The organism is Bacteroides timonensis, assembly GCF_000513195.1.
In the GTDB taxonomy this organism is placed as follows: domain Bacteria; phylum Bacteroidota; class Bacteroidia; order Bacteroidales; family Bacteroidaceae; genus Bacteroides; species Bacteroides timonensis.
In genome coordinates, this window is record NZ_CBVI010000091.1 from 15705 (window position 1) to 38970 (window position 23266).

Annotated in this window: 16 protein-coding genes; 9 read left to right on the forward strand and 7 right to left on the reverse strand. The window is 45.8% G+C overall.

Annotated elements, in window-relative coordinates; genetic code table 11:
- Nucleotides 1–2 precede the first annotated feature (2 nt).
- Complete coding sequence (gene aroQ / locus BN161_RS16770; protein ID WP_044268412.1) at nucleotides 3–422, reverse strand: type II 3-dehydroquinate dehydratase; 420 nt, start codon at nucleotides 420–422, stop codon at nucleotides 3–5.
- A 210-nt stretch (nucleotides 423–632) separates the two neighbouring features.
- Between aroQ and xerD the strand changes: the two genes are divergently transcribed.
- The 9 genes from xerD (at nucleotide 633) to BN161_RS16815 (ending at nucleotide 15127) form a co-directional block, all read left to right on the forward strand.
- Nucleotides 633–1583, forward strand: a complete 951-nt coding sequence (gene xerD / locus BN161_RS16775; RefSeq protein WP_044268414.1) for a site-specific tyrosine recombinase XerD — start codon at nucleotides 633–635, stop codon at nucleotides 1581–1583.
- A 138-nt stretch (nucleotides 1584–1721) separates the two neighbouring features.
- Nucleotides 1722–3413 (forward strand): tetratricopeptide repeat protein, encoded by a 1692-nt coding sequence (locus tag BN161_RS16780; RefSeq protein ID WP_044268416.1) that lies wholly within the window; start codon nucleotides 1722–1724, stop codon nucleotides 3411–3413.
- Between the two features lie 98 nt (nucleotides 3414–3511).
- Entirely contained in the window at nucleotides 3512–4564 is a 1053-nt protein-coding gene (locus BN161_RS16785) for a TlpA disulfide reductase family protein (protein ID WP_044268419.1), read from the forward strand.
- Nucleotides 4565–4578: 14 nt separating this feature from the next.
- Nucleotides 4579–6117: a YifB family Mg chelatase-like AAA ATPase gene (locus BN161_RS16790; RefSeq protein WP_044268421.1), complete on the forward strand. Its 1539-nt coding sequence runs from the start codon at nucleotides 4579–4581 to the stop codon at nucleotides 6115–6117.
- Nucleotides 6118–6513: 396 nt separating this feature from the next.
- The gene (locus tag BN161_RS16795; RefSeq protein WP_044268424.1) at nucleotides 6514–9510 is read left to right on the forward strand and encodes a SusC/RagA family TonB-linked outer membrane protein; all 2997 of its coding nucleotides are present in this window, start codon (nucleotides 6514–6516) and stop codon (nucleotides 9508–9510) included.
- A gap of 14 nt (nucleotides 9511–9524) precedes the next feature.
- Nucleotides 9525–11144 carry a RagB/SusD family nutrient uptake outer membrane protein gene (locus BN161_RS16800; protein ID WP_044268427.1) on the forward strand — a complete coding sequence of 540 codons (1620 nt, stop codon included), beginning with the start codon at nucleotides 9525–9527 and terminating at the stop codon, nucleotides 11142–11144.
- Nucleotides 11145–11438: 294 nt separating this feature from the next.
- Nucleotides 11439–13712 carry a GH92 family glycosyl hydrolase gene (locus tag BN161_RS16805; protein ID WP_044268429.1) on the forward strand — a complete coding sequence of 758 codons (2274 nt, stop codon included), beginning with the start codon at nucleotides 11439–11441 and terminating at the stop codon, nucleotides 13710–13712.
- Nucleotides 13709–14251, forward strand: a complete 543-nt coding sequence (locus tag BN161_RS16810; RefSeq protein WP_244436533.1) for a hypothetical protein — start codon at nucleotides 13709–13711, stop codon at nucleotides 14249–14251. The genes BN161_RS16805 and BN161_RS16810 overlap by 4 nt, the downstream gene beginning before the upstream one ends.
- Nucleotides 14252–14512: 261 nt before the next feature.
- The gene (locus tag BN161_RS16815; protein ID WP_044268434.1) at nucleotides 14513–15127 is read left to right on the forward strand and encodes an HU family DNA-binding protein; all 615 of its coding nucleotides are present in this window, start codon (nucleotides 14513–14515) and stop codon (nucleotides 15125–15127) included.
- A gap of 29 nt (nucleotides 15128–15156) precedes the next feature.
- On the opposite strand, the gene BN161_RS16820 is transcribed toward BN161_RS16815, so the two are convergent.
- From BN161_RS16820 to BN161_RS16845, 6 genes are all read right to left on the reverse strand, one after another.
- Nucleotides 15157–16680 (reverse strand): type II toxin-antitoxin system HipA family toxin, encoded by a 1524-nt coding sequence (locus BN161_RS16820; RefSeq protein WP_044268437.1) that lies wholly within the window; start codon nucleotides 16678–16680, stop codon nucleotides 15157–15159.
- Nucleotides 16670–16987 carry a helix-turn-helix domain-containing protein gene (locus tag BN161_RS16825; RefSeq protein WP_044268440.1) on the reverse strand — a complete coding sequence of 106 codons (318 nt, stop codon included), beginning with the start codon at nucleotides 16985–16987 and terminating at the stop codon, nucleotides 16670–16672. Before BN161_RS16825 ends, BN161_RS16820 begins: the two co-directional genes overlap by 11 nt.
- A gap of 66 nt (nucleotides 16988–17053) precedes the next feature.
- Complete coding sequence (locus BN161_RS16830) at nucleotides 17054–18286, reverse strand: histidine phosphatase family protein (protein WP_052356315.1); 1233 nt, start codon at nucleotides 18284–18286, stop codon at nucleotides 17054–17056.
- A 29-nt stretch (nucleotides 18287–18315) separates the two neighbouring features.
- Nucleotides 18316–19725 (reverse strand): glycoside hydrolase family 28 protein, encoded by a 1410-nt coding sequence (locus BN161_RS16835; protein WP_044268442.1) that lies wholly within the window; start codon nucleotides 19723–19725, stop codon nucleotides 18316–18318.
- A gap of 27 nt (nucleotides 19726–19752) precedes the next feature.
- Complete coding sequence (locus BN161_RS16840; RefSeq protein WP_394332301.1) at nucleotides 19753–22083, reverse strand: GH92 family glycosyl hydrolase; 2331 nt, start codon at nucleotides 22081–22083, stop codon at nucleotides 19753–19755.
- Nucleotides 22084–22085: 2 nt separating this feature from the next.
- Nucleotides 22086–23219: an acyltransferase family protein gene (locus BN161_RS16845; RefSeq protein ID WP_074435156.1), complete on the reverse strand. Its 1134-nt coding sequence runs from the start codon at nucleotides 23217–23219 to the stop codon at nucleotides 22086–22088.
- Nucleotides 23220–23266: the final 47 nt, after the last annotated feature.

A 23266-nucleotide genomic window follows, 5' to 3' on the forward strand; every position in this document is an offset into this window, starting at 1 on the left:
TACTAATTACCGGCCAACGCTTCAAGCGCCAGGCGGTAAGAGTTCAATCCGAAACCGCAGATAACGCCTTTGCAGGCGCAAGCTATCATGGATACATGACGGAAAGCCTCACGAGCATGCACATTAGAAATATGTACCTCGATAACCGGAGAAGTCACTGAACGGATAGCATCCTGCAAAGCAATGGAAGTATGGGTGTAAGCACCCGCATTCAGAATAATTCCGTCTACATCAAAACCTGTTTGCTGAATTTTGTCTATCAGCTCTCCCTCGATGTTCGACTGGAAATAGTCTATTTGTATATCAGTATACTTCTTACGAAGTTCGACAAGGTAATCTTCAAAAGTAACACTGCCGTAAATGGAAGGTTCACGTTTGCCCAGCAGATTGATATTCGGGCCATTAATAATTTGTATCCTCATAACACATTTTTTTATACCTTTGTTCCGGAACTATAGCTCCGCAGTAACTCCGTAAGAAGTCCGTACCTGCTCCGTAGTAAGTCCGTAGCAGCTCCGTATCAGGTCCGTAGTAAGTCCAAGCCTATAGACACGGAGCAGATACGGGGCAGGTACGGATCGGATACGTTCCGGAAAACATTCAAATTCAGGGAACAAAGGTAGAAAAAAGAAATGAAATTAGACGAAAAAACAATAAATAAGGAGAAAGAAGCACTGATTATCAGGAAGTATCAGCAGTATCTAAAGTTAGAAAAAGCACTTTCTGCCAATACGCTTGATGCCTATCTAACCGATCTTGATAAATTGCTGCGTTTTTTGAAAACAGAGAATATCGATATGCTATCAGTCACTCTGGACGACTTGCAACGTTTCGCCGCCAGCTTGCATGACATCGGTATCCATCCCCGCTCCCAGGCACGCATCATGTCCGGAATAAAATCATTCTTCCACTTCCTGATTATGGCAGACTATCGGGAAGATGATCCCAGTGAACTGCTCGAAGGTCCTAAAATAGGTTTTAAACTGCCGGAGGTACTGACCGTAGAAGAAATAGACACCATCATAGCTACTGTAGACATGAGTAAAAAGGAAGGCCAGCGCAACCGGGCCATTCTGGAAACTCTATACAGCTGCGGACTGCGCGTCTCAGAACTTTGTAATCTGAAGCTGTCCGAGCTCTATTTCGATGAAGGTTTCATTAAGGTAGAAGGAAAAGGCAGCAAACAGCGATTAGTCCCCATTTCCCCACGTGCCATCAAAGAAATAAAATACTGGTTGCTCGACCGTAATGTTGGTAAAATAAAGAAAGGATTTGAAGATTATGTATTCCTTGCCCGCTGGGGAAACAGCATCTCGCGCATCATGGTTTTTCACCTGATAAAGGAGTTGGCGGAGAAAGCCGGCATCACCAAAAATATCAGCCCGCACACCTTCCGTCATTCCTTCGCTACCCACTTGCTGGAAGGAGGCGCGAACCTACGCGCTATACAATGTATGCTGGGACACGAGTCCATCGCAACTACCGAAATTTATACCCATATCGACCGGAATATGCTGCGGAGTGAGATCATTGAACACCATCCAAGGAACATCAAATACAGAAAAGAGACAGGATTTCATTAAATTATAATAAAATTGGCTATTCCTTTCAGATTGTGCCGGGAGATTTAATATCTTTGCGAGGCTATTATCATGTGGTAATAGGCACTGAGAGAAACCAATAGACTAATTTCAATTACAAACAATTAATTTATACCTAAAATGACTAAGAGATTGTATCTGCCTTTGTTAATGGCACTGGTTGTTGCACTTTCATCTTGTAGCAGCAAAATGGGTGAATTATCTTCTGATTATTTCACCGTAACCCCTCAGGTTCTTGAAGCTGTAGGTGGCAAAGTTCCCGCCACTATCAACGGAAAATTCCCTGAAAAGTATTTTAACAAGAAAGCTGTAGTAGAAGTAACCCCGGTTCTGAAATGGAACGGTGGAGAAGCTAAAGGACAGTCAGCCGTATTCCAAGGAGAAAAAGTAGAAGGTAACGACCAGGCCATCTCGTACAAGATGGGTGGTAACTACACTATGAAGACTTCTTTCGATTATGTTCCCGAAATGGCAAAATCAGAGTTATATCTGGAATTCAAGGCCACAATCGGTAACAAAACAGTAACTATTCCTGCTGTGAAAGTAGCTGATGGTGTGATTTCTACCTCTGAAATGGTTGAGCAGACACTGAGCAGCGCTACTCCTGCTAACGGAGACGACGCTTTCCAACGTATCATCAAGGAAAAACACGATGCTAACATCATGTTCTTGATTCAGCAAGCTAACGTTCGCGCCGGTGAATTGAAGACCGCTAAGGAATTCAACGAAGAAGTGAAGAATGTAGACGGCGCTGTTAACAAGAAGATCAGCAACATCGAAGTTTCTGCTTATGCATCTCCCGATGGCGGTGTAAGCTTGAACACTAAGTTGGCCGAAAACCGTCAGGACAACACTGCAAAGGTTATCAACCAGAACTTGAAGAAAGCAAAAATTGACGCTGCAATCGATACAAAATATACTGCTCAGGACTGGGAAGGTTTCCAGGAATTGGTATCTAAATCCAATATCCAAGATAAAGAACTGATCCTTCGCGTTCTGTCTATGTATTCTGATCCTGAACAAAGAGAGCAGGAAATCAAGAACATTTCTTCTGTTTACAAGAACTTAGCTGACGAAATCTTGCCGCAATTGCGTCGTTCTCGTCTGACTTTGAATTATGAAATCATTGGTAAGTCTGATGATGAAATCACTAATCTGGCTAACACAGATGCTAAGCAACTGAGTCTGGAAGAATTGCTGTACGCAGCTACTCTGACTAACGATCCGGCTAAGCAAGAAGTAATCTTCACTAAAGCTACTCAGATTTATCCGAACGACTATCGCGCTTACAATAACTTAGGTAAACTGGCTTACCAGGCAGGTAACCTTGACAAGGCTGAAAGCTACTTCAAGAAAGCCGCTTCTATCAAGGATGCTCCTGAAGTTAACATGAACCTTGGTTTGATCGCTTTGGCAAAGGGTGATAAAGCCGCTTCCGAAACTTACCTGAGCAAAGCTTCCGGCGCAAAAGAACTGAACGAAGCCCTGGGTAACCTCTACGTCGCTCAAGGTCAATATGACAGAGCCGTAAACGCATTCGGCGACACGAAATCTAACAGTGCCGCTTTGGCTCAGATCCTGGCCAAGGACTACAACAAAGCTAAAAACACTTTGGCAAGTGTAGAAAAACCGGACGCTTATACTGAATACCTGATGGCTGTATTAGGTGCAAGAACCAACAATTCTTCTATGGTTACCAGCAGCTTGAAGAGCGCTGTAGCTAAGGATCCTTCATTGGCTAAGAAAGCCGCTTCTGATCTGGAATTTGCTAAGTACTTCACGAATGCAGATTTCATGAGTATCATTCAGTAAATAAAAAAATATCTATAGAATGCCCGGCGTTGAGAAATGTCGGGCATTTCTTTTTTATTATCTGCAAAAGCCGTACTTTCGCAAAAAAGTATTTAGAGATGAAGAACGTCTGTCTATTATATCTTCTATTAATCGGCCTCTCTGCCTGTGGTGGAAAGAAGACCGATAGTATCAGCCTCAGCGGAGAAATCAAAGGATTGGGGAATGACACCATCTATTTATATGGTGCGGACAGAATGCATGACCGCATGGATACGTTGATTGCCGAAAAAGATAAATTCTCCGCGACACTTTCCGCTGATACGCTAGTCACCACAATCTTATTATTCAGTGACGGAACGGAGTACCCGCTTTTCCTGAATAAAGGAGATAAAATACAAATAAAAGGCTCCATGGCCGAACTATCCTCTTTACAAATCAACGGCAATACCCCCAATAAAGAATTAACAGACTTCAACCAGGACCTGAAAGGATTGGGTACCCCGTCCGGAAAAGCTTTGGAAGAGAAAGCAGAAAATTTCATTACCGAACATCCCGCTTCATTAGTCAGTATCTATCTGCTGGATAAATATTTTGTGCAGAAACCTCAACCCGACCTGGAACAAATCCAGAAACTGGCAGACCGTATGACCGGAGAACTGAAGGACCGCCCCTTTATGAATGCATTACTGAAACGGATTGAAGAAGAAGAAAAGATAGCTGTAGGAAAATCAGCACCCTACTTCCGACTGCGCAATGCGGAAGATAAAGATATAAGTCGCTCCAACTTTAAAGGCCAGTACCTGCTCATACAGTTCTGGGCTTCGTGGGATACGGTCAGCCGTGCAAACAATGCCATGTTCCGCCGTATTTATAAGGAAGAGCAGAAGAATAAGAACTTCGCATTGCTGGGCGTTTCTCTCGATCTTGATAAAAAGAAATGGCAGGAAACCATCAAAGCGGATACGCTGAAATGGGAACAAGCCTGTGATTTCTCCGGCTGGAGCGGAGAGATTATCAAACAATTTGCCATACAGACACTTCCTACCAACATACTTCTCAGTCCTACGGGAAGAATAGAAGGAAAAAATCTGGATGAAAAAGCAATTGAGAACAAGCTAAAAGAAATTGCTGAAAAAGAAAAGGAGAAGAAAAAAGCTACTCACCACTAATCACTAATAAACACGTGCTAATCAAAGTTTTCGGAGCGGCTGTGCAAGGCATTGACGCAACCCTCATCACCATCGAAGTAAACAGTTCAAGAGGTTGTATGTTCTACCTCGTCGGACTGCCGGACTCTGCCGTCAAGGAGAGCCATCAACGTATCATTTCCGCATTACAGGTCAATGGCTACCGGATACCGACCAGCAATATCGTCATCAACATGGCACCTGCCGATATCCGGAAAGAAGGCTCCGCTTACGACCTGCCCCTTGCCATTGGTATGCTTGCCGCCGGAGAGGTAATCCAATCGGATAAGCTGAACCGCTACCTGATGATGGGCGAGCTGAGTCTGGACGGTAGCCTGCAACCCATCAAAGGAGCACTGCCCATTGCCATCAAAGCACGTGAATTAGGATTCGAAGGAATCATTATACCCAGACAGAACGCTCTTGAAGCGGCAGTAGTCAATCAGATTCAAGTATATGGAGTTGAAAACATCAAAGAGGTAATAGAATTCTTCAACGGGAAGCAGGAGCTCACTCCTACCATAGTCAACACCCGCGAAGAATTTTATGCACAACAAAGTAGCTTTGATCTGGACTTCGCGGATGTAAAAGGACAGGAAAACGTAAAACGCGCACTGGAAGTAGCCGCGGCAGGAGGACATAATATAATCCTGATTGGTGCCCCGGGAAGCGGAAAATCCATGCTTGCCAAAAGATTACCATCCATTCTTCCTCCACTGTCCCTGGGAGAGAGCCTTGAAACTACAAAAATACATTCTGTGGCAGGAAGACTGCAAAACAATACGGGGCTTATTTCAAAACGCCCGTTCCGCGATCCGCATCACACCATCTCCACAGTAGCCATGACCGGTGGAGGCAGTTACCCACAACCGGGAGAAATCAGCCTTGCCCATAATGGTATTTTATTTCTGGACGAGTTGCCGGAATTCAACCGCAGCGTACTGGAAGTCCTCCGCCAACCGCTGGAAGACCGGAAGATCACCATTTCCCGCGTGAAAAGCAATGTGGAATACCCTGCCAGTTTTATGCTGGTAGCCTCCATGAACCCATGCCCTTGCGGATATTACAATCATCCGACAAAAGCTTGTGTATGCAGTCCGGGACAGGTACAAAAATACCTGAACCGTATATCCGGTCCTCTACTTGACCGCATCGACCTACAAATCGAAGTAGTCCCCGTACCTTTTGAGAAAATGTCCGATGCACATCCGGGAGAAGCGAGTTCCATCATACGGGAGCGTGTAATCTCCGCCCGGCAAATTCAGGAAAACAGGTATGCGGATATCCCGGGTATTTACTGCAATGCACAGATGAGCAGTAAACTGCTTTCCCTGTATGCTCGTCCGGATGACAAAGGTCTTGCCTTGCTGAAAAATGCGATGAACAGGCTTAATCTTTCCGCCCGTGCCTACGACCGCATACTGAAAGTAGCGCGTACCATTGCCGACCTTGAAAACAGTGACCTGATACAGCCCTCACATCTGGCAGAAGCCATCGGATACAGGAATCTGGATAGAGAAGACTGGGCGGGATAATCCGGAAAAAAACGATAGTTCACTATTTTCCCCCTAATTTGCATCATTTTCTCCCTGACCCCAATAGTATTGGCGTAGATTTGCAGTAATCAAAATCTAAAATACTATGGAGGCAAAGACATTATCCCGTTTTTTCCCTAAGCTGACACCTATAATTAAGGGCAGCAAAGAATATCTATATTTATTCTTTACATTACAGCTTTCTAATCATTGTAATGTAAAGCAAATTCTCTTTTATCACACCTCCGACTATTTAATTAAACATCAATATATTACATTAGATATGTAATACTAAAGAAATATATTTGTAATATATCAGCCTTACTTTTGCAGCCAAAACAATATTTATAAATACAGAGAAATAAGAAACTTATTTTATAACTAAAACTTTATTTTATGCTGAATGTACAATTAAAAAGAAAAAGGACATTTGCACAAAGCATGCTCTTTGTAGTGTTCTTGCTAAGTAGTACCTTAGCATTTGCCCAGAACAAGGTGACCGGTACTGTAACAGACAAGACAGGTGAGCCGTTAATCGGTGTCAATGTGTTGGAGGCCGGCACCACCAACGGATGTATTACCGATATAGACGGTAAATACTCCCTGAATATAGAAAAAGGGAAAACACTTGTTTTCTCTTTTATAGGTTATACAAAACAGGAAGTAAAGGTAACCCAAAACGTCGTTAACGTGACGATGAATGAAGATACTGAATTGTTGGACGAAGTAGTGGTAGTGGGCTACGGCAGCATGACACGTAAAGATGTAACCAGCTCTATTACAACAGTAAAAGCGGATAAGCTGAATGTGGGTACTTATACTGACCCCGCTCAGCTTCTTCAGGGTAAAGTTCCTGGTCTGACTATCGTTCAGAGTAGTGACCCGAATGGCGGAACAGCCTCTATCACCCTGCGCGGCGCTTCTTCGTTACGTCCTGGTGCAGCGATGGAACCCTATTACATTGTGGACGGAGTACCCGGAGTATCATTGGCTATGGTTGCTCCCGAAGATATCGAAAGCATTGATGTGCTTCGCGATGCAACAGCAACAGCTATATATGGTTCAAAAGCAGCTAATGGTGTAATCATTGTTACTACCAAAAAAGGAAAGAGTGACAAAGCTACAGTGAACTACAGCGGTTATGTAGCATTCGATAATGTACTAAAGAACCTCGATATGATGTCGGCTTCCGAACTGCGCGCCTATGCCAAAGCCAACAACTTTACCATCGACAATGACTATGGTGGTGACGTAAACTGGCAGGATGAAGTTCAACGCACTGCCATCACCCACAATCACAACGTATCTATCTCCGGTGGAAATGAGCATACGACCTATAATGCCAGTGTCAACTACATGGAGAAACAGGGCATTATCCGCGGCACAGAAATGGATCGCCTCATCGGCCGCGCATTTGTACAAAGCAAGGCTTTAAACGACCGTCTGACACTCTCGCTCAACATTAATGCAAGTGTCACCAACAACCACTCTGTAGAGACCGGAAAGGACGGTACAAGCGTATACGATGCCATGAATTACTACTCTCCGCTGGTTCCTGTCCGTGATGAAAACGGTAATTGGTCCGAATACCAAGGCGTATCACAGAACTACAATCCGATGTCAATGATTAATGAAGACCGCCATGACCATGAAGTGAAACGCTTGCAAGGCACAGGAAAAGCAGCATTAGAATTATATGACGGGTTAGTATGGAATGCCACAATATCCTACCAGAACGAACAATTCCTCTGGAGTGACTATAACTCAAGCAAATCGCAAATTGTTAAGATGAACGGTAAAGCCCATCGCCATACTACAGCTGACCACAAAAAAGTATTTGAAACTTACCTCAATTACGACAAGACTTTCAACCAAATACACAAATTAGGTTTAATGGTCGGTTATTCTTGGGAAGAAGGTACCACAGCCGATGGCTACGGTCTGAGTGTATATGATTTTTACAACGACTTACTCGGTTACAAAAACATGGGTATTGGAAATAAAATGGATATGACAGATATCTGGTCATCAGCTGAATCTACCTTACGAATGATTTCGCTTTATGCCCGCGCCAATTACTCTTTCAACAGCAAATACCTTGTGCAAGCTACTGTTCGTCGCGACGGTTCCTCTGCCTTCGGTAAAAACAACCGTTGGGCCACCTTTCCTTCAGCATCAATAGCATGGCGCGCTTCAGAAGAAGACTTCATGAAAAACATGAATATCTTCGACGATTTGAAGTTCCGCATAGGATATGGTGTCAGCGGTAATTCTCTGGGATTTGACGCTTATACAGCACAACCTATTTATGGAGCCACAGGATGGTTCTCTTACACAGATGCCAGTGGTAAAACATCTGACTACCGCACACTGGCCGCCGTACGCAATGCCAATCCTGACTTAAAGTGGGAACAAACCAGCATGTTCAACATCGGCATTGATTTCTCAGTGTTAAACGGACGTTTAGGCGGTACCATTGAGTACTATGACAAGCGCACCAAAGACTTGATATATGACTATCCGGTTTCTACCAACCGTTATCCCTACAAGGAAATGACCGCTAATGTAGGCGAAATCAGCAATAAAGGCATCGAACTGACCATTAACGCTATCCCTGTACAAATGAAAAACTTCCAATGGTCAACTACGCTGAACCTTTCTCACAATAAAAATGTGGTTGAAAAGCTCTCAAATGCTGCTTATTCTGTATCCTACATTGATCAAGGTAACCCTAATGTCGGTGGTTTCGTAGGAATAAACACTCAACGCATTATGGAAGGAGAACCCATCGGCACGTTCTATATGTGGGAATGGGCAGGTTATGACGAAAGCGGAGTATCAATATTCAACTCTTATGATGAAAATAGCGGTGAACTGATAGGTACCACTAATGATCCACAAAATAAAGACCGTCGCAAAGTGGGATGTGCACAGCCCAAACTTAATTTGGGATGGAACAACACGCTGTCCTACAAAAAATGGACGTTGACGGCATTCTTCCAAGGAGTGTTTGGCAACAAAATCCTCAACTCCACCCGTGCACAATACAATAATGTCAGCAACCTCAAAGTGGGTAAGAACGGATTGCGCGAAATTATCACCGAACAGAAAGCCAACGATGCCAATGCCAATGCCCCGTCCGACCGTTACTTAGAGAACGGAAGTTATTTGCGACTTTCTTCGCTGAACCTCTCTTATGACTTCGGTAAGTTAGGTAATTGGATCAACAGCCTAAAACTGACAGCCACCTGCAACAATGTATTCACCATCACCGGCTATGAAGGCCGTGACCCTGAAATCAATTTGGGTGGTCTGGCTCCAGGCATTGACAGTCGCGAAACCTATTACCCGCGCACACGTACATTTATGTTAGGACTTAATGTTAATTTCTAATAGAAAAACAGAATATGAAAAATAGAATCAAACTATACTTAGCAGCCGGATTACTGATCGGCATTACCGGTTGTACAGACTTGGATGTAGATATCAAGTCACAATATACAGAGTTTCCCAACTCGGAGATTGCGGTAGAAGCCAAACTGGCAGATACCTATTATGCCTTTAGGAATGCTTTAGGACGTCGCTTCAACGACCTTCAGTCATTCTCTTCTGATGAATTCACGGGTATTAGTTTTGAACTGGATTATTGGAATAATGGAGAAAATGCCTATCCTACACTCCATAGTATTACTCCGGATGATGTCAGCATTGGTTACTGGCCTGAAGATTTGACCGGTGGCATCACAAAATGCAACTCGGTCATCGTCGAGTTAGGTGGAGAAGACAGTGAGGCTGCCGCACCGGCTTTGGTCATGCGCGCTTTCTATCATTTTGTATTGATGGATCAGTTTGGTGATATGCCCATTCTTGACCATAAAATCGAAGAGAACGAAGCCATAGACCGCTCGCCACGTGCCAAAGTAGCAGAATTTATCGAAAAAGATCTGTTGAAAGCCCTTCCCAATCTGTCCCAAAAATCAGACCAATCCACTTATGGGAAACCGAACTACTGGATGGCGAAAGCACTACTTGCCAAATTATACATCAATTGGAATGTGTACACTTGCAGTGATGTAGCCACCTACACTCCTGATACTCCCAATCCTAAGCTAAACGACTGTATAGCCATATGCGATGAGATTATTGAATCCGGTCTTTTTGAATTAGGCAACAGTTACCGTGAAAAGTTCTGGCCGGAAAATGGATCACACATCAAGGATTTCATCTATGCCATGCCTTATGACCGCATTACCCAAACAGGTATGACTTACGCTCGTTTCCGTACCTGGAGACAATCCAACAAGATGGAGCCCAGTTATTACAACTTCAAGATCGAGAAGTCGGTAGGAGGCAATATGGCTATTAATCCACATATCGTAGATTTATTCTGCTTAGAAGGAGACGAACGCAATAAAGTAATTATCGGTGGCCCTATCTACAACTTCGACAACAACAGGGAGCAAACAAATACCCCTTGCATGTATGAAGGCAAACAATTAGTATTCACTAAAGAAATCGCCATAGATAATGGTCCAGCAGGAGAGTTCAGAGGACAATTGAACACAGGTAAAAACGTGAATGGTTGGTCACAAGGCTACAAATCCGTTAAATGGTTCCCGTCTTACGAAGACTATGCGATTGGTAACCGCAACCAAAACAATGATGTACCTATCTTCCGCTATGCCGACATCTTACTGACCAAGGCAGAAGCTATTCTCCGCGGAGGAACAGCTACCAACAGTGACACGCCAGCATCCCTCATGAACCAAATCCGTACTTATGTCGGAGCGCCAAGCGTACAAGGCAATCCCACCCTCCAAGACTTATTGGACGAACGCGGACGCGAGTTCTTTGACGAAAACTGGCGACGTAATGATTTGATACGTTTTGGTAAGTTCGAAGATGACTGGGGACTCAAACATGTAGTCAATCCCAAAGCCCAAAATGAGAAGTGGCGTCGTATCTTCCCTATTCATACCGAATGGCTGAACAAAAACACCAACTGGAAACAGAATTTCGGTTATTAAATAAAACGATATCACTAATCTAAAAGAGACTTGCATTACATGCAAATGCTTTTTGTTTCGTAATGCAAAGTCTCTCTCTAAATCCCATAAACAATCAAATAGCGTAGACAACACAGTATAATCAATTCCAACAGGAACTACTTTTGAGAATAGATTCATTTATCATGAAATATAAAAAACAAGTAATTGTTTTCTTTTAGAGTTTCTAAAACCCAAAGCCCCGCATTGCAACCGATACACCCAAATCAGTCGGTTACAGTGTTCGGGGCTTTACCATTAAAAAAACAACCGCCAATGAAAAGCAAACTCCTCACACTATCCGTCTTATTCCTGTTCTCAGCAAACTTTTCCGCACAGAACAACGGACTCACCGATTACATCGATCCCCGCATCGGCTCCGAAGGACTGGGACGCGTCTTCATCGGCCCTTCCTGTCCCTACGGAATGGTGAAGCCCTCACCCGACTGCACTCCACGACCCAACAGCGGCTGGCTCCCGATGCCCGAGCAGGTAGATGGTTTCTCACAGGTACACGTCAGCGGAACAGGCGGCGGGCCCAAATACGGCAATATCCTCGTAATGCCTTTCGGCCATGGTATGGACCGAATAAAGCATATCGACCACCGCAAGGACGAAACCATCCAATTAGGATATTACTCCACCCTGTTCCAGTTCTCCGGCATCCGTACCGAGATAACCACCGCACCCCGTGCCTCCTTCTACCGCTTTACCTATCCCGCAGACTCCCTGAAATCGCTGGCAATTGATGTCGGATTCTTCTTAGGTGAAAGTCCCGTACCCGATGCACGCGAGGCACAACAATTTGCAGGCTCCGAAATACAAATCATCTCCGACCGCGAAGTCATCGGCTATACCCGTATCCGTGGCGGATGGAACAACGGTCGTGCCTATACTGTCTACTTTTATGCAGAAACGGACAAACCCTTCATAAATACAGCTACTTGGAAAGATGATAAAATAACAAATGAAAAGTTCCAATACGACTCACATCAAAAGACCGGAGCCCTGCTGCGCTTCAACCCTTCTGAAGAAGTGGTACAGCTGAAAGTAGGTATCTCCTTCCTCAGCTCATTGAAAGCCCGCCAGAATGCCCATTCCGATATTCCTCACTGGTCATTCGAGACCGCACATCAGCAGCTTCTGGCCCAATGGGAAGACTTGCTTCAAAGGATTGAAATCTCTCCCCGTACCCCCGAAGCACAGAAACGCATGTTCTACACCGGCCTCTATCACACCATGATTATGCCTGTAGACCGTAGCGGCGAGAATCCTCTCTGGGCAGATAATGAGCCCTATTATGATGATTTCTATGCTATCTGGGACACTTATCGCACTTCTTCACCGCTCATTACCCTGATAGATCCGAAACGCGAAACAGACATCGTCCGCTCACTCATCAACATCTACAAACGAGACGGCTACATGCCTGATGCCCGTAGTGGCAACTGCAACGGACGTACACAAGGCGGCTCCAATGCCGAAATCGTAATAGCCGACGCCTTCGTAAAAGACCTGGAAGGAATAGATTATGAACTCGGCTTGCAAGCCATGCTGAAAGATGCAACCGTCTGCCCCGGCGACCGCCATGAAGCAGAAGGACGGGGCGGACTGATCCCTTATCTGGAACTCGGTTATATCCCCTACGGCATTCCCCGTGCCGGAAACCGTACCGTGGAATACTCCTATTGCGATTATGCCATTGCCTCGGTTGCCAAAGGGCTGGGAAAAGAAGACCTTTATCAGCACTATCTGAAACAATCCGGAAATTGGAGGAACCTCTGGCGTGACGATTATGAACATGCCGGCGCCAAAGGTTTCATTCTGCCCCGCGATGAAAAAGGCAACTGGCTCGATGAAATCACTTTCGGAAAATCCAATATACAAAAACCGACCTTTACCTATACCCCCGTCACTTTCGAAGGTCCCTGGTACACGCCTTGGTGGGACATGTTCTTCTACGAGGCTTCCTCATGGGAATATTCCCTAAGCATACCGCACGATGTTCCCGGGCTGATAGAGAAATGCGGTGGTGCAGAAAAGTTTGAAACACGTCTGGACATTTTCTTCGACAAGGGCTTCTTCAATGTAAACAATGAACCGTCTTTCCTCTCCCCCTGCCTTTATCATTGGTTGGGAAAGCCCTACCGGAGCAGCGACCGTATCCGCGAAATCATTTCCAGGAACTACAACGATGGTCCTGTAGGACTGCCGGGTAATGACGACTCGGGTGCCATGTCGTCCTGGCTTGCTTTCCACATGATGGGATTATATCCCAATGCCGGACAAGATTATTACCTTATCAACACTCCTTTATTGGAAGAAACAATCTTCCGGTTGGATAACGGAAAGACTTTCCGGATTTCCACTCAGGGGCTTTCGGACAAGAATAGATACATACAATCCGTCACACTGAACGGAGCGGCTTACCCTTACTCAGCTATACGGCATAAAGACATCATTGCCGGTGGTGAACTGATCCTGAAGATGGGAAAGAAACCAAGTGAATGGGGGCAGCAATTATTGTCGAACGAAGAAAACAAGAAATGATGAAGAAACATATAATTCTATCCGCCTTATTGTGCCTGGGCTTCACCGGAAACCTGTTGGCACAGAATATCTTGCCCGATACACTGCTATTTGTATTCAAGCTGCACGGACAGACACGGAAATACGAAATGTCCTTCCGCGAAAGGCAGGATTCAATCTGTCTGTATTGGGGAATAGAACGCAACCTGAAATGGCAATCAGGAAGTTATACCATGGGACCCGAGTCCGTAGAACAAGCTACACGGCTCAGCTTCTTGCAACCGGAAGACGGAAAGCACGTACAGCTTTCTCCGGAGGAAACGGTTTACTTCCTTTCCCGCTCCGCCTATAAACAGCTGAAGGAACGGAATACACTTGTATACAATCAGACAACGTACTCCGTTCTGGACAGCAGTGAAAAAGCTTTGGGCTATCCACTCATTCATGTGAAGGACGCTGTGGAAGGATGCGAAATGTGGATACTGGATAATCCGAAGCTGCCGCTGGTATGGAGAATGCGCAACAATCCGTTAGGGATTAACTGGGAAAGCGGTGAATAATTTATAAATAACTTGTGAAACTTCAATGATGCAATAACCCTGCTACTTCTATTTTTTTTCCCGCCTATTTTTATTATCTTTGTTGCCTAATGCGAGTTCGTTTAACTATAGTAATCCGAAAGGTAGACTATAGTGCTCCTTGCGGATAACTATAGTCATACGCAAAGTAAACTATAGTCTGACGAAATGAAACTAGCGGATGAGCCGCATCCCCACAGGCAGCGGGATACATCAGAATGCCTAACTAAAACAATTACAATTATGAGCTTACTGTACGACCTTTATGAGACGCCCGACATACAGCAGACAGGCGAACAACAACCGCTTCACCCCCGTGTAGTTATCAGGGGAACCATTGGTCAGGATGAGTTTCTGGAACGTGTTCACAAATTCACAGGTTTGAGCCGCAGCCTGCTTACAGGCGCCATGCAGTCTTTTCAGGATGAATTGAGAGACTTGCTTGCCGACGGATGGATTGTGGAAATGGGAGATATCGGTTACTTCTCCGTATCCCTGCAAGGCCCTCCTGTGATGAAGAAAAAGGACGTACATGCACAGTCCATCAAATTAAAGAACATCAACTACCGACCGAGCAGCCAGTTCAAGAAAGAAGTACGCCGGAAGATAAAGCCGGAACGGGGTGAATCCTTCACCCGCCCCCAAAAAGGGGAACGCGACATAGATAAATGCCTGGAAATAATCAACGACCATCTGACGAAATACCCTTGCCTCACCCGCGCTGACTACTGCCGACTGACGGGATGCGACAAACAACGGGCTCTGAAAGAGCTGAACAGCTTTATCGACCGCGGGTTGCTGATGCGCTACGGAGCAGGAAAACAAGTGGTTTATGGAAAGATTATGAAGCAGGAATAACTATTCCGCCTGCCGCCCTAAAAAGGTCTTCACCTCTTAAAAGGCAGCAATAATCTTTCCACAAGTTCTTTCTTGTTTTCAACGACCATCTTGTTTCTGCCTTTGGTGATGATTTCAGCGGCCAAATCGCTTTTACGCCCGGCAATGTATTTCCGCCGCTTTCCGTTGATAACAGCCTCAATGCGGAAATCATGCTTGGTGTTTTCAATAATGTTGATTTCTGATACTTGAAAGCCGTCTTCCGTTTCGTATGGTTCGATAATGGTGGGCAGGTAGTGTTTCATAGTTTCTCCTATACCCGAAGATACCAGGCCGGAAAGATGCTCTTCGATACGGTCTTTCCAATAATCATCTATCCGGTGATTGGTGGCATAATCATAGAAATGGCTGATGGCAAGGCCGACTGCCTCGACTATCTTTTTCGCATTCTTGATTCCGTTCAGCTTGGCAAATCGCAGCAGGTCATCTTCTGTGATACCATTATCTTTTCCTGCAATACTCATAGAGTGTACGTTTTCGTAGGCCGCACCATCTAAATTGGTGGTGAATGTCATGTCGTAGGCAGGGGTGATGTGCCATATGCCGTTTCTCTCCATCAGGAAAGAAAAATTCTTGATATGGTCATCCACATTACCACCCATAATATTGAATACCGCCCGGCGGTATAGTTCAGACTGTTCGCTTGCCGGAATGTTCAGCTTTCGGCAGACTTCAAACAAATCCTCATAGCTTGTCGCATCGGGATTCATGGCAGCAAGTGTCTGGATGTGTGCTTTCTCTCCGTTCACCCTGTCATAACGTTCTGTAAGGAAGTGATGTTTCCCTTCAATCTGAATGAGTCGAGAAGGCATCATCGTAATCCCGGCTTCTTTTGCCATCTCATAATATACCATTTCCATTTGTGTGAACGGGAAATCGTCTCCTTCAGCAAACTTTAGGATGTAGTAAGTATAGCCTTCCGGTAAGGGAACTTGGCCGGAACGTATGTCATGCGTCGTTTCGTTGATGGCAATAATGGCTTTCGGATGTTGTCCTCCGGCTGATGTCCCTACCTCGTAGATACTTTGCAGGTGCAAGGCTTCATCATCTTGCACGGATATTTCTTCCCGCTCCTCAAAGATGCGGCGCGCCAGTTGGTATAGGCTGTCTATCTGGAGGACGGAGGATGAATCCAATCCGGGAGTGGCAGGAACAAACTCAAAAGCTCCCATTCCTCGTTTCCCGATGAAAGAGAGTTTATCTACCGGTGTGAGCCTGCGCTTAGGGATATGGTTTTGTGCCGCCCATTGGTCAAAGACCATGTTTCCCCATCGGTCCGGCAATGAATCTGCCAGGAACGGTGGGAGACCTTGATAAATCTTCTCTCTATTTCCGAGCATAGGCATACCCTTTGCTGCCGATCCTTTGATAGAAGCGGTCAGTGGGGCGATTTCCAGCCCTTTCTTGATAAAGTCCGGGTGATAGTTGAAGACGGATCTTTTACCTCTTTCGTCCCAGTAGAGCTTTCCGACTTCTTCTCCCCATAGCATCACGCTCACAATATTATTTTCCATGTCTTATCCTTTTCGGCCTTTTATTCATTTGCTCCATCGCATATGCAGAAACGGGAATTTCCGGCAGCAGATCATCCATTTGTTCCAAACAATCTATGACTCGCAGGAGAGCAAGAAAGTTGCCCATATTGATGTTATAGGCTTTCCCGTTCTCAAATTGCCGCAAAGTGATAAGGCTTACGCCGGCTTTCTCGGCAGCCTCTTTCTGGGTGAACCTATAGGTTAGCCTATATTCCTTAAATCGCTTGCCCAATTCCGCTATGATTTCCGGATTGGCCATGGCTTGGGTAATGTGATTCGTTGTCATGTCACAAAGATAAATATATTAACTGTTAAATCAAAAACAAAGAGATAACAATTGATATATTTACTGTTATTTTAAATTATACAGGAACTCCCTCACCTCTTTCCACGAATAATATGGCGATTTCTCGCTCTTCAACGGCAGCGTCACCTCACATTCGTTCAACAGGAATTTCACCAGTATATCATTCTTCTTATCGCGATAGAAAATGATTTGCAGATTGGCTCCCATAGGAGAGACCCGATAATCCTGCCACGCCAGATGGAATTTATCCATATCCGTCTCCTGATTGCCGCACCCCTCTATTCGCATCAAAGCAAGCAGACGGATGAGATGGGTATCATGCCCGAAACGGAGATCTGCCGCGGGAGTTCCCTTCTTTATAGCAACATCCGCACTTTCCAGAATATTGCGCAACAAAGGCACAGCGCAGCGGGGCATCAGACCGCCATTGAGCGGAGCAGCAGCATTACACACGTACATGCGGGCATTCACCGTCTTCCAGATGCCTACCAACTCCTCGTATTCAAAGATATCATAAAAAGACAAATCCAACTCTACATTCTGCATATCGGCAGCAATCCAATAGAGGCTGCGCATCATGGCATCCGGATCAGCTATCGCATCAGGGTTCACAAACAGGGAAGCCATCATGCGTCCGGGACGAACGTTCTTCTTTTCAAACTCCCTGAAGCCACGCCGCCACGGGGCTTTCTCTGAAGAAAACTTCTCACCCTCAGGAGAAGTATAAGCTATATAATCCATATACCGATGGTAAGCCCTACGCTCCACATGCAAGGCAGGATTCAGTTCTTTCAAGCGTTCCGTAAAATAGCTCATGCTCATAGCACAACGCAGGGAAGTGGACGAACGGGCATCTATGAAAGCATCCTCGCGGAATACTTGCGGGAAATTGCGATACATGCGTTCGGCTATCTCACGATGCTGACGTTCGCCAAGGGGAGTAATGCTTCCACTACATCCGCGGGCATCTTCCCAAACCTTGTGCAGACGCTGACGTACATCCATGCCAAGAGGAGTAAGCCCAGAACATTGATAAAGGGAATCAAAAACACAGATGACTTCCGTATAACGTTCATCCGCTGTCATCCAACGGGATCCATGGCGACCGTAGTGACTGATATAGAAAGGCTCGTATCCTGCCGGAGCAGGGGTATGGACAGATGGAGGGGCAGGATAAGCATAATAAATACTCCCTGTCTGCTCCGGCGTCAATACGGGCTGGGAACGAGCGGTGAAAGTACACAGTAAATACAATATAAAAATTATGCCTTGTCTCATCTTCGTGACGAATTTAAGTTATCACTCTTTCATTCCTTTATCTTCAGATTACGGACATCCCTCTGCCCAATGCCTTCCGCCGCCCGGTCGGGGCGGATATCCCCCCAGGTAACGGTGCAATCATCTATCCGGATATCAGATGCCGTATCGATATAGAACCCATACGTCTTATCATGGATAAATCCTTCGTCCACACACGGACGTTTATCATAGATACCACCCTCATAAGCCGTACGTTTTTGCAATAGCAGGTCCACGTCTTCAAAGTAGATATGATCCACTTTGTCTTGTGTATCCCCGCCTACAAAGATGCCGTTCTCGCTGGTACACTTGATATTTGTGAAGTAGACGCGGCTCACTTCTCCGCAACGTCCTTCGGTAGCTCCTTTCGGGAAACGCCAGCCGGCATCCTTATGATTGCCTACGGCACGCGGATAGGAAGTCACATAAATAGGTTCCGCCTTTCCCCACCAGACATCGGAGAAGAACATGCAATCCACAATCATATTGGAGAAAATCACATTGGTAACCGTTCCTTCATCCCGGTTCTGGATACCGATGCCACGGTTACTGTTCTTGATGATACAGTTATTGAACAGTACATTATTAATCTTATCCATATTTTCCGAACCGATCTTGATGGCACAGGAACGGGAAACCATAGTACAGTTGGTCACAACTATGTCTTCGCACGAACCGTATTCTTCAAACTCACGGCGATTCTTCAGACAGATGCAGTCATCACCCGATTCGATATGGCAATTGGCTATACGCACATTCTTGGAATGGTCTACATCGATGCCGTCACCGTTGCGTATCTTCAAGTTATTCAGGATAGAGATGCCATCGATGGAGACATCGTTGCAACCGATGAGATGAACCGTCCAATAGGCACTGTTGCGGATTGTCACATCACGGATTACTGTTTTCTCTATATTGATAAGCGTCAGTACATGCGGACGAGGATCAAAGTCGGTCACCGGTTTCAGTTCATAAGAGTCTTCCAGTTCCTTACCCATAAAGGAGACACCATTTCCATCCATGGCTCCTGTTCCGGTGATGGATACCTCTTTCAGATCTTGACCATAAATCCACATCATGCCTTCACCACGATTATCACGGAAAGCACTCAGTGTATAGGCAGCCTCATCAGGATTGGCAAGCAGGCAGGAATTAGGTTCCAGGTGCAGTTCTACAAACGAGGCCAGATGGAAAGGGCTGCACATAAAAGTACGCCCCGCCGGAACCAGCACCGTTCCGCCACCCGACTTGGAACACTGATCGATAGCGGCTTGTATGGCCGCGGCGTCATCGGTGACACCATCACCTTTGGCTCCGTAGTCCATAATATTATAAATAGTCCCTCCGGTCTTCGGAGTGCCGCATGCCCCTAACAGCAAGATGCCGCACAAGGCAAACAAGAATGCTTTTGCTCTCATAAATATATCTTTCTAAAAGTTAACTTGTCACTTCATCATCCCAGGCGGACAGTTTTCCGCTCCCGCTCCCCACTCTTTATTCGGTTCATCCCCCATCACAAACTCCATCACGCCACCATTCACTATATCCTGATGGGTAATGTAATTACGCGCATAAGGTTCCCCGTTCAGCGTTGCCGACTGAATATAGATATTCTTCTGCGATGCGTTACGGGCTTTCACTGTGAACTTCTTTCCACTCTCAAGATTCAGCGTGAAGCTGGGGTATGAGGGGCTGGCAAGTATATAATACGGAGTACCGGGACACACCGGATAGAATCCCATAGCGGAAAACATATACCAAGCCGACATCTGTCCGGCATCGTCATTGCCGGAAAGTCCGCCCGGTTCATTCAGATATTCCGTTTCCATAACGTGGCGGACGGCACGCTGGGTCTTCCAGGGTTCGCCTGCATAATTGAACATATAAGCAACCTGATGACACGGCTCGTTTCCATGCCAGTAACGCTGTTCGCTGAACATGGAATCCAACTTGGCTACATACTCATCTTTCCCTCCCATACTTGCCATCAGTCCGTATGGATCTTGCGGCACGTACCAGGTATAGTGACAGGGGGCACCTTCAGTAATAAAACGGGCAAAATTAAAAGCATTGGCATCATTCAGAAAAGTACCATCGGCATGGCGCCCCTGGGCATATCCCGTACGGGGATCTATCACATTGCGATAATTGGCAGCACGCCGTATCAATGCCTGGTAATCATCCGTCTTACCCAAAGCTTTCGCCATCTGTGCAAGGGCAAAGTCATCATAAGCATACTCTAAGGTACGTGATACCTGTTCCTGGGTATGAAAGGCGTCGGGTACACCGTCTTCAAGAGGAATATATCCGTACTCCAGATAAGAGGTCAGAGCGCGACGCCCCATACCGTTTTTATATTCATCAGGGTTGGAAGGAGTTTCAAAGGCATTCTTACGCATTCCTTCATAAGCCTTGTCCACATCGAAATTGCGAATTCCCTTACAGTAGGCATCACTGATGGCGGAGATACAATGATCGCCTATCATAGCGGCGGTATAGCTATTCCAGCAAGGGAAAATGGGTAGCCACCCGCCTTGCTCATATTTATGCACCAGAGATTGCATCATATCTCCGCCTTTGGTCGGGAAAAGCAGATTTATCATTGGATGCAGGGCACGGTAGGTATCCCACATGCTGTAATCTTCATAATACGTCTCTCCTTCAGGAAGTTGCCGTATCGGGGCTCCATTCGCAAAAGAGGGATAACGTCCGTCCACATCATTGAACGTATGCGGCAGGAAAGAGGCACGATAGAAAGCACCGTAAAACATTTCCTTATCTGCAAGTCGTTCGGTCTCTACATCAATGGTGGAGAGGTGTTTCTCCCAGATTTGTCTTAGTTCTGTGCAAGTCTGTCCAAAGTCCCAATGAGGGATTTCAGCTTTCAGGTTCTTCAAAACACCGTCCCGGTCGGTAAAGGAGGAAGCGGCCTTCACCAATACTTCTTCACCCTCGGTCACATCAAACTCCACATAAGCCCCTATCTGCGCCGCATCTCCTATCCGGGTGGCACCTGGAGACAGGGAATCTCCCTTGAACACACCGTACCCCGTCGGCTTCTTTTGCAGCTGGACGATGAAATGCCCGCTATACCCTGCCGGTTTGCCCCAGCCCTGATAAATGCGGTGAACAGGATTATATCCGTAGATCTGATTGTTGAGGGTATCGATGCAGATGTATCCCTGACCCTCATCACTGTTAGGGTTTACCACCAGATAACCTTTTCCCGCTTTGTTGTAAGTGAAACGGAATATCGCGGAACGCGAACGCCCCGTCATTTCGGCAGAGATATTCTCATCCGGCAGGGGAACCGTATAATAAGCAGGAGTTGCCATTTCTTTCTCATGGGAGAAACGGGTGGAACGTGCTTCCGGCTGGCAACGCAATACACCGAAGAGCGGCATCAGCGTCATAGAACCGTAGTCCTGCGTACATCCGCCCACAATCCAGTGGGAGTTACGAAAGCCTTGCAGCAGAGTATCCGCGTAATAATAGGGTGCTATGCATTTCTGCTCCGTGTCCCGCGTCTGCGCAGTCCAGAAGTTCATTCCGTTGGGTTCGAGTACCGCCGGGAGGGTTTGCCCGTATTCTTCCGTATCCCTGCCAAACAACCCCGCTGTATGGGTCGCACTGGGGGCGGTACCTACACGAGTATCGATATAGGATAATCGCGACTCGTCAATAGTTCCGCAGCGGCTGGTACACGAAATAGCAACCGGTAGCAACACAGTTGCCAATAACAGGGAACAGTATGTATAGATTGTCCGTCTCATCATTACTATATTTTTATATAGATTTTCTTTTTATACAATGGATAGCCGCACACTCCCATCAGCAGTGTAAAGGCAAGGGCGTAAACGGCAGATGCCAGATAAGGACCGGTTATCAGAAAGTGTATTCCTCCGTAAATAACCGGCTTGCTTCCGGTGGCGCCAATGACAATAGCCGCTACCTCGCTGAGTACGTAGAGAAACAAAGGGTTGACTCCGAATATTTCAAAGAAACGACACCAGTTCCTCTTTTCCTTCATATCGATGAAGTAAATCAGCACAGACTGGAGCATGGCTGCCAATCCACAAGTGACTAACACAAATGTAGGCGACCAGATACGCTTATTCAACGGCAAAGCCTCTGCCAGCACAAAACCGCACGTCATCAGAATAAAACCTGCAACAAACAATTTCAGTGTTTTCTGTTCCAAAGCTTCCTTAGCCAGAATGATTTTCCCACAACAGAAGCCGATCAATGTATGAGCGATAGCAGAAAGGGTACTGGTAAGTCCTTCCGGATCTATCGGGCTTTTATGATAAAGGTGGTCTGCACCTAATACATTCCGGTCTATGACAGCCAGAAGGTTTGTATCATCCGGTGCATATCCATTACCTATGTAAAGCAAAACGGCATATCCGGCGATAAGGAAACCAATGATCCAGCCGATATATTTATGATTGACATACAAAGCTGCAAAGGAAACGACACAATAGCACAAAGCTATGCGCGGCAGAACTCCTGTAAGCCGAAGATGGGCAAAAGGAAAGAAATCTCCATCACAAATAAAGTGAAACCAGTGAATAGCCCAGCCGATGCATAGAATGACAAGAGTACGTTTCAGTATCTTACGGACCACTGAGCCAGATGCCTGGAAATGGAACTTGCTCAAAGCAATATAAGTGGAGATTCCCATGATGAACAAAAAGAACGGAAAGACCAGGTCGCAAAGAGTCAACCCATTCCATACAGAATGTTGCAAGGAACTGTATGACAGCTTCCCACCGGAATTATTGACGAGAATCATACCGACGACAGTAATTCCGCGCAGCACATCGAGAGAAAGCAGACGCTTTTTCAATTGACAATTGACAGTTGACAATTGACAATTATCTGTAGAGTGGAGGGGAGATGCTGTTTGCATATGTTATGGGGGTTAATTAAAAACAGTTATTGCGCAGCCTAATTGTC

What these genes read in the sequence shown, in the direction of transcription:
- aroQ (WP_044268412.1), bottom strand. Translation starts at nt 422, where the DNA reads ATGAGGATACAAATTATTAATGGCCCGAATATCAATCTGCTGGGCAAA.
- xerD (WP_044268414.1), top strand. Translation starts at nt 633, where the DNA reads ATGAAATTAGACGAAAAAACAATAAATAAGGAGAAAGAAGCACTGATT.
- BN161_RS16780 (WP_044268416.1), top strand. Translation starts at nt 1,722, where the DNA reads ATGACTAAGAGATTGTATCTGCCTTTGTTAATGGCACTGGTTGTTGCA.
- BN161_RS16785 (WP_044268419.1), top strand. Translation starts at nt 3,512, where the DNA reads ATGAAGAACGTCTGTCTATTATATCTTCTATTAATCGGCCTCTCTGCC.
- BN161_RS16795 (WP_044268424.1), top strand. Translation starts at nt 6,514, where the DNA reads ATGCTGAATGTACAATTAAAAAGAAAAAGGACATTTGCACAAAGCATG.
- BN161_RS16800 (WP_044268427.1), top strand. Translation starts at nt 9,525, where the DNA reads ATGAAAAATAGAATCAAACTATACTTAGCAGCCGGATTACTGATCGGC.
- BN161_RS16805 (WP_044268429.1), top strand. Translation starts at nt 11,439, where the DNA reads ATGAAAAGCAAACTCCTCACACTATCCGTCTTATTCCTGTTCTCAGCA.
- BN161_RS16810 (WP_244436533.1), top strand. Translation starts at nt 13,709, where the DNA reads ATGATGAAGAAACATATAATTCTATCCGCCTTATTGTGCCTGGGCTTC.
- BN161_RS16815 (WP_044268434.1), top strand. Translation starts at nt 14,513, where the DNA reads ATGAGCTTACTGTACGACCTTTATGAGACGCCCGACATACAGCAGACA.
- BN161_RS16820 (WP_044268437.1), bottom strand. Translation starts at nt 16,680, where the DNA reads ATGGAAAATAATATTGTGAGCGTGATGCTATGGGGAGAAGAAGTCGGA.
- BN161_RS16825 (WP_044268440.1), bottom strand. Translation starts at nt 16,987, where the DNA reads ATGACAACGAATCACATTACCCAAGCCATGGCCAATCCGGAAATCATA.
- BN161_RS16830 (WP_052356315.1), bottom strand. Translation starts at nt 18,286, where the DNA reads ATGAGACAAGGCATAATTTTTATATTGTATTTACTGTGTACTTTCACC.
- BN161_RS16835 (WP_044268442.1), bottom strand. Translation starts at nt 19,725, where the DNA reads ATGAGAGCAAAAGCATTCTTGTTTGCCTTGTGCGGCATCTTGCTGTTA.
- BN161_RS16840 (WP_394332301.1), bottom strand. Translation starts at nt 22,083, where the DNA reads ATGATGAGACGGACAATCTATACATACTGTTCCCTGTTATTGGCAACT.
- BN161_RS16845 (WP_074435156.1), bottom strand. Translation starts at nt 23,219, where the DNA reads ATGCAAACAGCATCTCCCCTCCACTCTACAGATAATTGTCAATTGTCA.